The organism is Pseudoalteromonas sp. NZS71_1, from assembly GCF_015864305.1.
Classification (GTDB): Bacteria; Pseudomonadota; Gammaproteobacteria; order Enterobacterales; family Alteromonadaceae; genus Pseudoalteromonas; species Pseudoalteromonas arctica.
Genome location: NZ_JADYXM010000018.1, coordinates 73958 through 85246 on the forward strand (window position 1 = coordinate 73958; position 11289 = coordinate 85246).

Below are 11289 nucleotides of genomic sequence, written 5' to 3' on the forward strand. Positions count from 1 at the left end.
AAAGTGTTAAAATAGCCGCTGATATTTTTTGTTGGCGGCAAATTTCGTAATGAACACTTTAATCACTCCTGTAATTTTAGCAGGTGGCATAGGCTCTCGCTTGTGGCCGCTTTCTCGCCAAGCAATGCCTAAACAATTTTTACCACTACTAAATGAAAACACGTCATTGCTGCAAAGTACATTGGCGCGTGTTTCTAATGAGTTGTTTGATAATGCTATTTTAGTGTGTAACGAACAGCACAGATTTATTGCCGCCGAGCAAGCTGAAAGCTCAATTCCTACTGCATTATTACTCGAACCCAAAGGTAAAAATACCGCGCCTGCCATCGCATTAGCCGCCCACTATGCACTGCAAAATGGGATTACCGGTCCGCTATTAGTGATGCCTGCCGATCATCATATTGAAAACTTTGATGTATTAACGGCTAAGCTCCCTGAAGCTGTAAAACTTGCTGAGCAAGGAAAGCTAGTTACGTTTTCGATTACTCCTACAGAGCCGCATACTGGTTATGGTTATATAAAACAAGGCGCGGCTATTGCTGGAACGGGTTGTTACGATATTGCTCAATTTAAAGAAAAGCCTGACTTAGATACAGCGAACCGTTATTTAGCTCAAGGTGGTTATAGCTGGAATAGCGGGATGTTTTTATTTACCCCAGCGACCTATTTAAAAGAGCTCGAGCGGTTTGCGCCAAAAATAGCAACGAGTGTCGCTGCAGCAGCACAATTTACTAAAGATTTAGGGTTTACCCGCCCAAGCAACAGTGCGCTTGAACACTGCCCAAGCGATTCAATTGATTACGCCATTTTAGAGCGCAGTAATAACGTAGTTGTTATGCCTGTTGATTTAAAATGGAGTGATGTAGGTAGTTTTTCATCCCTTGATGCGCTTACAAAAAAAGATGAAAACGGTAATAGTTTAAATGCTAATTATATGGCTCAAAAAAGCACTAATAACTTAGTTATTAACGAGGCTGAACACACTATTGCCATGCTTGGAGTAAGCAATTTAGCAATTATTCATACTCATGATGCCACGTTAATTGCAAACCAAAATGAGCTAGATTCTCTGCCTTTGTTGCTTAAGAAAATTGCTACAACACAGGCTGATAAACTTAATCATCATCAAGTGGTTTTTCGCCCGTGGGGGAATTACCGTACTTTGGTTGAAGGCATTGGCTTTAAAGTTAAGAAAATTACTGTTAACAGCGGTGCTAAGCTTTCGACGCAGCGCCATCAGCATCGTGCTGAACATTGGGTTGTGGTTTCGGGTATTGCAGATGTGTGTATTGATGAGCAAGCGTATTCGCTAACGCACGACCAATCGTGTTATATCGCCGCAAAACAAATTCATAGCTTGGCTAATAATCAAAAAGAGCCGTTAATTGTCATTGAAGTGCAAACCGGTGCTGTACTTGATGAAAGCGATATAGAGCGATTTGATGATAAATATGGAAGAGGCTAATAATTAGCTATTTTAAAGCTAATTCACTATTACTCTAACTGCCCACGCACAAACTTTAAATATTGCTCTAAGCTGCGTTGCCACAGATCTAGCGCTTCATCAAGCATGTCGTTATGTGGCTTTTTATCGAGTAAACGGCGCTCTATTTTTTTAAGCTCAATACCATAGCGATTAAAACCAAGTTGCAGAGCGGTACTTGCTTGGCGATGTAAAAGCTTAATGCATTGCTCTGGTTGTTGATCAATAAGCTTTTGACAGCGAATTAGCTTGTTACGCGCCGAAAGCACAAACTCATTATAAATCGACGATACTTCATCTTCACTAAACGAGCTGGTGAGTGTTTCGGCCGCTGTTTTGTCATACAACGTATCAATAAGCTCTACTGCAATACTCGCAGTTTGATTAGATTGAGAGTCGCTAAGTGCTTGGCGAAGCTTTTCGTGCTTAATAGGCTTGCCTACAATGTCTTTTATTCCTAATTCTAAATATTCTTTTACTTCGTCAGGGCTAAGGCTTGCAGTAAATGCGAGTACTGGAGTTCGTTGATTTTTATGATCAATGCGTTTTAGACGTTTAAGTACTTCTTGGCCTGTTAAATCAGGTAGGTTCATATCAAGCAAAACAACATCGAAGTGGTGAGCTTGCATGAGCTCTATGGCGCTTTTCCCATCTTTTGCGAGCTTAATTTTGTGCTCATCGTCGGCCATAAATTCTATAGCAATTTTTTGATTTAAATCTAAATCTTCAACCAGTAGTACATCAAGACCTGTTAAGTAATCTTTAGTTTGATGGCGCTGCTCTACAAGGCTTAATTCACCTAAAGTAAAAGTAACGGTAAAGCTAAATACACTACCAGTACCAAGCTGGCTGGCTATTTCGAGTCGGCTACTGAGCTTTTCAAGCAGGCGACTGGTAATAGCTAAACCAAGGCCGGTTCCGCCTTTTTCTTTTCCTGCACTACTTTGTACATAAGGTTCTGTTAAGTAGGCTATCTCATCATTTTCTATACCTGGCCCTGAATCTTTGACACTAATTTTTATAGTGTGCTCAAGTTGTTTTTCTAATACTAAATCAACCTGAATTTTAACGGTTCCGTGGTCTGTAAACTTAATGGCATTACCCACTAAATTAATAATTATTTGCCTAAGTTTTTGCTGGTCGCAGTAATAACAGGCTTGCTCAGGAATATTACATATTAGTTCAAACTTGAGTTGCTTTTGCTCGGCGAGAGGACTGAGTAATAAGCATAAATTATTAAGCCATGTTTTAAACTCTACATCTTCTTCGTAAAGCGCTTCGTCACTTTGATCTAGGCTCGCGTAATCAAGGACCTTATCTACCAATAAGTTAAGTGATTCGGCAGAATTTATAATCGCTTCGCAATAGGCTTTATTGCGGGTATCACTTGTTTGGTTCATAACAAGTTGGGCGCTGCCTAAAATACCGTTTAGCGGGGTGCGAATTTCGTGGCTTATAGTTGATAAAAAGAGCCCGCGTATTTCTAAATCTTTTTGTGCTTTATCGGCTAATTTATTGAGGTGCTGCTCTCTGCGCTCATTACATAATAACGCCATACCTGCAGCATAAAACATGGGAGCAATTACGCCATTTAAAAATAATAATGAGCTAAACCAGCCGTTTACTAAAAGATTTTTTTGTTCAATGTTATCCATAAATAACGAGCGGCCAATAAAGCTTAAAGCAACAAGCGTTAAAATGGTTATGTATACAATGCTGCCATTAGGATAGGGTTTGCGTGCACACTTAATAAATATAAACAGTAAAAAACCGGCTTCTGCTATGTGTTGTATATCGGATGCAATCACTCTTTCGTGTAAAGATGGGTCAAAAAAGGTGTAATAGCCAAGCATTACAGTGCAAAAAGCGGTCACTGAGCAGAGTAATTTAAAACCAATACCGCGATAATTTAAAAACTGACTAAGTGAAAGGCAGTGCACTATTGATGCGGCAAACATCATGCTACTGGCAGCGCTAATAATTACTAAATTATGTGTATCACCAACAAGAGTAAAGCCAATAACAGAGCCTAATAGCAATATGGGATAGAAAATGTATAGCAGCGTGCCCGATATTTGTTTGTTTGTTCGCCATGTCAAAAAGTTAAGTAAGGTCATTACGACCATGATGGCGATGCTGGCAAAATAAAGAGTGAAGGAGTCGAGCATTAATATTCCAGCAAAGTAGCTATTAAACTAAAGTTATCAAAAGTATACACTTATACCAATCCTCAAAACAGATTACTTAATTAAGCTAATTGTTATTAGATAAGTATATAGCACATACAAAAACAGACACCTAAGTGTCTGCTTTTAAATTTAAACTAAATATTTGATTAACGAATTTCATCAGGGATATTTTGTTGTGCCCACGATAGAAGTTCAATACGGTTACGACATTTGGTTTTTCTAAATGCGCTGTATAAATGTGTTTTAACTGTGTGTGGACTGATACTTAAATCTTCTGCGATTTCTTTATTCTTCGAACCTTTACTCATTAGTGAGATTATTGCTTTTTCTCGCTTAGTAAGTTTAACAGGCTCAATATCCCCTTCGGTTAGTTTATGCAGCGCATCTTTATTAAATTGCAGCATACGATTTAATGCATTACACATAATATCGCGACGGTACCAAAGTTGATCTTCAAGTAGTAAGCGAATACCTTTCATTAATACATCGGCGTTATCTGTTGTGTAAAATACGCCACGAATACCGCTTAACAATGCACGATTAGCAAGCTCAGGGTTTTCGTCTAAATTAAATAATATGATATCGCATTTAATACGTAGGTTTACTAGTTGTTCTTTTAGTTTTCCCCATGCATCCTTGCTTGATGTTTCAATAAACAAAAGTCGAGTCCCTTCAGGTATGTCTAAAATATTAGTACCTGTGGTTACGTCAAGGCCTTGCGTTTTTAACAAAGGTTCTAAAACGTTAATACCAATAGTGTTAATTGGCTCTTGATCTAATAACAAAAAGGCTGAACTGCTCATGTTTTTTATACTCTTTTATAAAGCTGACTGACTAAGTTTACCACGACTTCCACACCTTTTGTATTAGAAAATCGCTGATGTACTCAATAACAAATACGATATTACGATTATTTAAACACAAAATGTTGCAAATAAGTAACTATTTATTCTTTATAACTATGAAAAATCATAACATTTGTAACTAATTAATTGAGTGGAACAATTTAATGAAAACTTTTAATTATTTTACTTTTTTTACATTTTGATAAGGTGGCCAGCCCATTTCTTTACCGCCAAGCATGTGTAAATGTATGTGATAAACAGTTTGCCCACCATGTTCGTTACAGTTCATAACTACGCGGTATCCGTCCTCAGCAAAATTATGTTGCTTAGCTAATTTAGCTGCAACTACGTATAAGTTGCCTACTAAATGTGAGTTTTCAGGATTTATATCATTTATAGTGGCAATTGCTTTTTTTGGGATAATTAACACATGAAATGGCGCTTGTGGGTTTATATCTTTAAATGCGAGAGTGTTTTCATCTTCGTAAATAATATCTGCCGGGATTTCACGATTAATGATTTTGGTAAAAATAGTTTCTTGGCTCATAGTGTGTTCCTAATTAAGTGTTGTGAATTTTAAGCTCACTAATGACAAACTTTCAAAGCAGTGTCAAACTGAAATCAAATAAAGGAGTTAATATGCTTAAACCAATTTTAATAAGTAGTGCAGTTGCATTACTACTTAGTTTTTCGGCTAATGCTGAGAATATTCACTTTCCAGAAGAATTTGTACCACTGCAAGTGGGCGATAAAATGCTAGAAAGCTCTTTGTTTAGTCGTATTGATGATGTAGAGCTTGCCCCCGGAACTTATCAGCTTAGGCTAAAGTACACCGATTTATATGAAGATGATTATGACACGCATGAAGTTGTGGAGTCGGAACCATTTTGGGTAAGTGTAACTGTTGAAGCAGGTAAAGATTATACCTTAGTGTTTAATCGTGCTGAAAATGCAGTATCTGCAAAAGTGTTTGCAGAAGCCCCTCAAGTGAGTTTAAAAGCAAAAAGTAGCGCTGTTGCTAAGCCTTTAAGTGTTATTTCTAACACGCAACTAGCAAGCAATAAACCGGTAATGCAAAATACATTGCCAGCAGGACCTTCACGTCCTAGTCAGCCAATAAAGCCGATAGCACCAATTACAGGTAAAGGCATGCCAAGTGCGCCGCAAATGCTTGATTTTTGGTGGCAACAAGCCACAACTACAGAGCGTAAAGCTTTTTTAGAAAAAGTAACAAAGTAAAATAACAGAAAAACAAAAAGGGCCAAATTTGGCCCTTTTTAGTTTCTAGTTAACGCTATTTATTCAAATAATGCGTCAATAGTACCTTGCGCAAGAGGGTGATACCCAGGGCGTGCTTTTAAGTACACGCTTTGTGCCCAGTCTTTTTTACCGTTAGTGATAAGTGATTTATATAACGGCACAATTAACTTACGACGGCCAATACCTGATAAGTGCTTATTAAGCGCAGGATAAATTGGTTGATAACCATTACCTACTGCTAGCATAAACCAAGCAAACGCACGTTCAGCGTTAGTTGATTGCGTTAGGTTAAATTCACTATCAAGCTCGCTCATTTTCTCTATGCTTAAATCGCGTGGTAAGTTATTTAAAAAGTGTAGCCACTCATGCACAGACCAATCAGCCGTTGGTAGTTGAGCTGCTGTTGTGTCGCCTTTCAACCATGCCGCTGTTGCAGTATCTACTTTATCAAATGCATCAGAAGTAGGGTTTGGCGCATCACTTGGTAAGCCAGGCTCAAAAATCCATTCATTTACTTTATCCATACTTACAACACCAGGGTACTTCTCAATTAAGTTAGCTTTTAAGTAAGTAACAAATTGCGCGGTAGTAAGTGATTTAAACGAAAACTCTTTAAAGTACGCTTTTACAAACGGGTCAAACTTATCGCGGCCATATTTGTTTTCTAGATAGATTAAAAATAACTGACCTTTAGTGTAAGGCACTGAGCTAAACGCATCGTCTGGGTCGCGGCCATTAAGTTTTAAATTAAGGCGTGTATCTGGTGCATCAATTGTTTTAATTTGTGCGCGTAAAGACGCTGAATCAAGTGCTTGTTCCATAACCGCACGGTCACGACCAAATACTTCTTCCATAATGCGGTTTTCAACGTACGAGGTAAAACCTTCGTTTAACCATAAATCTTCCCACGTTGCGTTAGTTACTAAGTTACCTGACCAAGAATGAGCAAGCTCATGGGCAATAAGGTTAACTAAGCTTTTATCACCGGCAACAACCGTTGGAGTAATAAATGATAAGCGTGGGTTTTCCATGCCACCAAACGGAAAACTTGGTGGTAGCATTAATAAGTCGTAGCGACCCCATGCATATTCGCCGTACATCGCGTTTGTTTTGTCGATCATGGCTTGGGTGTCGTCAAATTCAGCAACTGAGGCATCTAAAATTGTCGGTTCAGCAAATATGCCTGTTTGATGCGACATTGCTTTAAATTCTAAGTTACCTGCGCCAATAGCAATTAGGTAAGGTGAAATTGCTTGTGGCATATCAAAAATGTAGTCGCCATCTTTATAAAGTGCATCTTTGTTGTCGGCACTCATTACAGCACGTATATCTTTTGGTGTATGAATTCGTGCAGAGTAAGTTACACGCATTGCGGGTGTATCTTGCACTGGGATCCAACTACGTGCATGAATTGCTTGCGATTGGCTGTACATAAATGGATGCGTTTTACTTGCCGTTTGCTCTGGTGTTAACCATTGCAGGCCAGATGCTTCTGGACGACTGTTGTAGTAAATACGAACTACTTCAGCTTGGTTTTTAAACACAATAGTAAGCTTTGAACCTTTAACGTCATCTCGCTTAGCTAAATCAAAAGTCGCCTTTTTCCAGTTACCACTTTGGTCTTTGTACATTACTTTATCAATGTCTAAGTCGCGGGTATCAAGTACGAGAGTTCTACTTTTGCTGTTGTTCCACTGAAGAGTATGCTCAACAAAACCTTCTAACTGCTTGTCGGCAAAGTCGACATCTAAATCAAGGTTTAAGTGAGTAGTAACAACATCATCAAGGTTAGCATACGAGTTTTGGTCAATCGCATTAGCCATTGCTTGCGAACACATACCCGCCATAGCGAGGCTTAAAAAAAGAGGTTTAATTTTCATCATTACTCTGAACACAAATAAAAAAGTGCTGGTTTTATATCACGATTGACACGGTGGGTTGAGTGATTTTTACAATCTAGTGCCACATTTGCGACGATGAGGTAAACTATTGCGATTAGTTACCGGTATTTTTAGAGAGCTTTGTGGCGCATTCATTACACTCCTTACATACATTCGCATTAAACAGCCAATGCCAAAATTTTGTTGAAATTACTCAGCTTGAGCAACTTAAAACGCAAAGTTTTAGTGCACCGTTTTGTTTGCTAGGCGAGGGCAGTAATACCGTATTTTTAAATGACTACATGGGTACGGTTATAAAAATAGCCTTAAAAGGTATTAAAATTACCGAGCGTGAGAGCGACACACTAATAAGTATTGCTGCAGGCGAAAACTGGCATCAACTAGTCAGTTATTTATTAGAGAAAAAGATACCCGGGCTTGAAAATCTAGCACTTATACCGGGCACTGTGGGTGCATCGCCGGTACAAAATATTGGTGCTTATGGCGTTGAGATAGCTAAATTTATTGAGTTGGTAGAGTACTTTGATATAACTACTAAAACTATGCACTCACTAAATAACGAGCAATGTGAATTTGCTTACAGAGACTCAATATTTAAAAATGCTCTCAAAAATAAAGCGGTGATCACGCAAGTGCATTTAGCGCTCCCAAAAAAATGGCAACCAGTATTAAGTTATGGCCCCCTGCAGCAGCTCTCAAGCATCACCCCGCAAGCAGTATTCGATCAAGTTATAAAAACGCGCAATAGCAAATTACCTAACCCATATACACTTGCCAATGCGGGTAGCTTTTTTAAAAATCCAATAATAACCAACCAGCAGTTAGCTGAACTATTAAAGCAATTTGCAGATTTACCTCATTACGAATATGGGCAAAGTCATCACAAGGTCGCGGCAGGTTGGCTAATCGATCAAAGTGGTTTAAAAGGGCACCGCGAGGCCGGTATAGAAGTGCATCAACAACAAGCATTAGTACTTGTTAATCACGGAAATAGTGAAGGTATCGACCTAATAAATATGATTAAACACATTCAGCAAGTGGTTTATACACGTTACAACATTATGCTAGAACACGAGGTACGTTTAATAGATGCGCGCAGCGAATGCCATATTAACGCGGAGCCTGAGCAATGAAAGCACCTGATGGAAACAAACTCGCTATTTTAAATGCACTTAACCAAGGGGGCTTTGTATCTGGCCAAGGCTTGGGTGAAAAGCTAGGAATTAGCCGAGCTGCGGTGAGTAAACATATCAAAACGTTACAAGAAATGGGCTTGGATATTTTTAAAGTGACTGGCAAAGGCTACTGTTTGAATAGTCAGGTGGGCCTTTTAAATAAAACACAAATTGATCAGCACTACAAAGCGCTAGGTGCTAATACTGCCGATGTAGAAGTACACCCTATTATTGATTCGACCAACAGCGAGCTTATGCGCCGTATACAGGCTAAAACAGCGCTTGAGTCTGGTACTGTTATTGTTGCTGAAATGCAGCAAGCAGGGCGCGGCCGACGCGGCCGTGTTTGGCAATCCCCATTTGGCGCTAATCTGTATTACAGTTACTTTTGGCGTTTAGATGACGGGCTTCAAGCTGCAATGGGTGTATCAATTGCGGTAGGCCTTGCTGTTTATGATGCAATTAAAGCGTTATATCAAATTGACGTAGAGCTTAAATGGCCTAACGATATTTATATAAATAAACAAAAACTTGCAGGTGTATTGGTTGAATTAGATGGGCAACCGCAAGGACCTTGTCAGTTAGTGATTGGTATAGGTATTAATTTACAAATGCCTGAGAGTTTTAGCCAACATATAGACCAAGCGTGGACCGACTTAAATCAACATACTCAAAGGCTTGATAAAAACCAGCTGGTGGCGTCACTTACTTATCATTTAGAGCAGCGTTTAGTGCAGTATCGTCAAACTGGCTTACAAGATATGTATGAGCAATGGAATTCGCTTAATGCGTTTGCTGGCGATTATGTTGAGCTAAATACAGGGCACCGAAGCTGGCGTGGAATATGCGAAGGTATTGACCCACAAGGTGGAATACGAATTCGCCAAGATGGTGAAGTAAAAAGTTATTACGGTGGGGAAGTCTCCCTCAGAAAGGCGCAAGTATGAGATTACTGATCGACGTAGGAAATACATCACTAAAAGCTGTGCTGTGGCATAACGAGCAAGCACAACCAGCAGATATAAATAACCTACCTTGGTTGCAAATAACCGAAGTGATTTATGCGTGCGTAGGGCGCAGTGATTTACTAAACGATATTCTCGCGCAAGCGGCTAGCAATAATATTACTTGCTTTGAGGCCAAGGTAACCAAAACGCTTGGAGATCTTGTATGTGCTTACGAGCATGTGGGTAACTTAGGCATAGACAGGTGGCTTGCGCTTATTGCAGGCTTTACGTTATATCCAAACACAGGATGTATTGTTGTTGATGCGGGTACTGCGACAACAATTGATGTGCTCAATAGTGAAGGCCTACATTTAGGTGGCTGGATTTTACCCGGGCTTGATTTAATGACCTCATCGCTTACACAAAACACCCAACGTGTTTTTGATGACGGTAAAACACCGTTTACTAATGAATTGGGTAAAAACACGCCAAATGGTTTAAAAAACGGTGCCTTAGTGGCAACCATCGGGGCAATTGAGCAAGCTAAGCTGAATTTAACGGCTCAAAAAACAGAACAAGCAACACAAATTATTTTTGCTGGTGGCTATGGCTCACTATTGCAGCAGCAATTTGCAGGAAGTATTTTTGATTCATTGCTCGTAATGAAGGGATTGAATTATTGGTACGAATTAACCGAAACAGTATAAAAAAGTGCAAAAAACGTGTTTTCGCGTGAATATTGAGCATTTAAACTAAAAATTTACACTTTTTTTAATTTTATTGTTGCATCCCAATAAACCTTACTCTAATATCTCGCCCCGTACTAAAGCAGTGCCGACTTAGCTCAGCTGGTAGAGCAACTGACTTGTAATCAGTAGGTCAACCGTTCGACTCGGTTAGTCGGCACCACTTTCCTTTTACCGGAAGTGAATTAGTAGAGAATTATCGTGGAGGGGTTCCCGAGCGGCCAAAGGGATCAGACTGTAAATCTGACGGCTCAGCCTTCGCTGGTTCGAATCCAGCTCCCTCCACCACTTTATTCTTGACGGTTAGAGGTAGTTTAAGAACAGATTTTTATGCGGGCATCGTATAATGGCTATTACCTCAGCCTTCCAAGCTGATGATGCGGGTTCGATTCCCGCTGCCCGCTCCAGTTCTTGTGTTGCTGATATAGCTCAGTTGGTAGAGCGCACCCTTGGTAAGGGTGAGGTCGGCAGTTCGACTCTGCCTATCAGCACCAGTCCTAAGAATCTCCTTGATTACTTCCTTTATCTGTCAGAAAATACTATTTGAAAAAATTAACTTAATCTACCTCTGGTGGATTATTTTCATATGTAATTTAGATACACAAAACTGATAGGTTCCGTCATGGCAAAAGAAAAGTTTGAACGCGTAAAACCGCACGTAAACGTTGGTACAATCGGCCACGTTGACCACGGTAAAACTACACTAACTGCAGCAATCACTAACGTACTTGCAAAAGTATACG

10 protein-coding genes and 4 tRNA genes are annotated in these 11289 nt (G+C 39.5%); 10 read left to right on the top strand and 4 right to left on the bottom strand.

The genetic code is table 11. The features are described from left to right. Positions 1 to 49 precede the first annotated feature (49 nt). Complete coding sequence (locus I6F43_RS18430) at positions 50 to 1465, top strand: mannose-1-phosphate guanylyltransferase/mannose-6-phosphate isomerase (protein ID WP_197103496.1); 1416 nt, start codon at positions 50 to 52, stop codon at positions 1463 to 1465. A gap of 29 nt (positions 1466 to 1494) precedes the next feature. On the opposite strand, the gene I6F43_RS18435 is transcribed toward I6F43_RS18430, so the two are convergent. The 3 genes from I6F43_RS18435 to I6F43_RS18445 form a co-directional block, all read right to left on the bottom strand. Next, positions 1495 to 3651, bottom strand: a complete 2157-nt coding sequence (locus I6F43_RS18435) for a response regulator (protein WP_024589456.1) — start codon at positions 3649 to 3651, stop codon at positions 1495 to 1497. Positions 3652 to 3818: 167 nt separating this feature from the next. Further along, positions 3819 to 4475, bottom strand: a complete 657-nt coding sequence (locus I6F43_RS18440; protein WP_004334929.1) for a helix-turn-helix transcriptional regulator — start codon at positions 4473 to 4475, stop codon at positions 3819 to 3821. A gap of 220 nt (positions 4476 to 4695) precedes the next feature. Beyond that, positions 4696 to 5064: a histidine triad nucleotide-binding protein gene (locus I6F43_RS18445; protein WP_007579887.1), complete on the bottom strand. Its 369-nt coding sequence runs from the start codon at positions 5062 to 5064 to the stop codon at positions 4696 to 4698. Between the two features lie 92 nt (positions 5065 to 5156). Between I6F43_RS18445 and I6F43_RS18450 the strand changes: the two genes are divergently transcribed. Beyond that, the gene (locus I6F43_RS18450) at positions 5157 to 5756 is read left to right on the top strand and encodes a DUF2057 domain-containing protein (RefSeq protein WP_165726882.1); all 600 of its coding nucleotides are present in this window, start codon (positions 5157 to 5159) and stop codon (positions 5754 to 5756) included. 59 nt (positions 5757 to 5815) lie between these two features. Here I6F43_RS18450 and I6F43_RS18455 read toward each other — a convergent pair whose 3' ends face one another. Continuing rightward, a complete protein-coding gene (locus I6F43_RS18455; protein WP_165723035.1) occupies positions 5816 to 7657 on the bottom strand; it encodes a M1 family metallopeptidase in 1842 nt (613 codons plus the stop codon). A gap of 143 nt (positions 7658 to 7800) precedes the next feature. On the opposite strand from I6F43_RS18455, the gene murB reads away from it, so the two are divergent. The 8 genes from murB to I6F43_RS18495 form a co-directional block, all read left to right on the top strand. Continuing rightward, positions 7801 to 8811, top strand: coding sequence for a UDP-N-acetylmuramate dehydrogenase (gene murB / locus I6F43_RS18460; RefSeq protein ID WP_197103498.1), 1011 nt, complete (start codon positions 7801 to 7803; stop codon positions 8809 to 8811). Next, positions 8808 to 9800: a bifunctional biotin--[acetyl-CoA-carboxylase] ligase/biotin operon repressor BirA gene (gene birA, locus I6F43_RS18465; protein ID WP_197103500.1), complete on the top strand. Its 993-nt coding sequence runs from the start codon at positions 8808 to 8810 to the stop codon at positions 9798 to 9800. Before murB ends, birA begins: the two co-directional genes overlap by 4 nt. Beyond that, complete coding sequence (locus tag I6F43_RS18470; RefSeq protein ID WP_197103502.1) at positions 9797 to 10507, top strand: type III pantothenate kinase; 711 nt, start codon at positions 9797 to 9799, stop codon at positions 10505 to 10507. The genes birA and I6F43_RS18470 overlap by 4 nt, the downstream gene beginning before the upstream one ends. 126 nt (positions 10508 to 10633) lie before the next feature. Continuing rightward, positions 10634 to 10709: transfer RNA gene (locus tag I6F43_RS18475), tRNA-Thr, on the top strand. 40 nt (positions 10710 to 10749) lie between these two features. Continuing rightward, positions 10750 to 10834: transfer RNA gene (locus I6F43_RS18480), tRNA-Tyr, on the top strand. A 44-nt stretch (positions 10835 to 10878) separates the two neighbouring features. Beyond that, positions 10879 to 10953, top strand: a tRNA-Gly gene (locus I6F43_RS18485). An 11-nt stretch (positions 10954 to 10964) separates the two neighbouring features. Further along, positions 10965 to 11040: transfer RNA gene (locus I6F43_RS18490), tRNA-Thr, on the top strand. A gap of 128 nt (positions 11041 to 11168) precedes the next feature. Next, positions 11169 to 11289: GTP-binding protein (locus I6F43_RS18495; RefSeq protein ID WP_021031985.1), on the top strand; the 121-nt coding region annotated here is incomplete at its 3' end.

What these genes read in the sequence shown, in the direction of transcription:
- I6F43_RS18430 (WP_197103496.1), top strand. Translation starts at nt 50, where the DNA reads ATGAACACTTTAATCACTCCTGTAATTTTAGCAGGTGGCATAGGCTCT.
- I6F43_RS18435 (WP_024589456.1), bottom strand. Translation starts at nt 3,651, where the DNA reads ATGCTCGACTCCTTCACTCTTTATTTTGCCAGCATCGCCATCATGGTC.
- I6F43_RS18440 (WP_004334929.1), bottom strand. Translation starts at nt 4,475, where the DNA reads ATGAGCAGTTCAGCCTTTTTGTTATTAGATCAAGAGCCAATTAACACT.
- I6F43_RS18445 (WP_007579887.1), bottom strand. Translation starts at nt 5,064, where the DNA reads ATGAGCCAAGAAACTATTTTTACCAAAATCATTAATCGTGAAATCCCG.
- I6F43_RS18450 (WP_165726882.1), top strand. Translation starts at nt 5,157, where the DNA reads ATGCTTAAACCAATTTTAATAAGTAGTGCAGTTGCATTACTACTTAGT.
- I6F43_RS18455 (WP_165723035.1), bottom strand. Translation starts at nt 7,657, where the DNA reads ATGAAAATTAAACCTCTTTTTTTAAGCCTCGCTATGGCGGGTATGTGT.
- birA (WP_197103500.1), top strand. Translation starts at nt 8,808, where the DNA reads ATGAAAGCACCTGATGGAAACAAACTCGCTATTTTAAATGCACTTAAC.
- I6F43_RS18470 (WP_197103502.1), top strand. Translation starts at nt 9,797, where the DNA reads ATGAGATTACTGATCGACGTAGGAAATACATCACTAAAAGCTGTGCTG.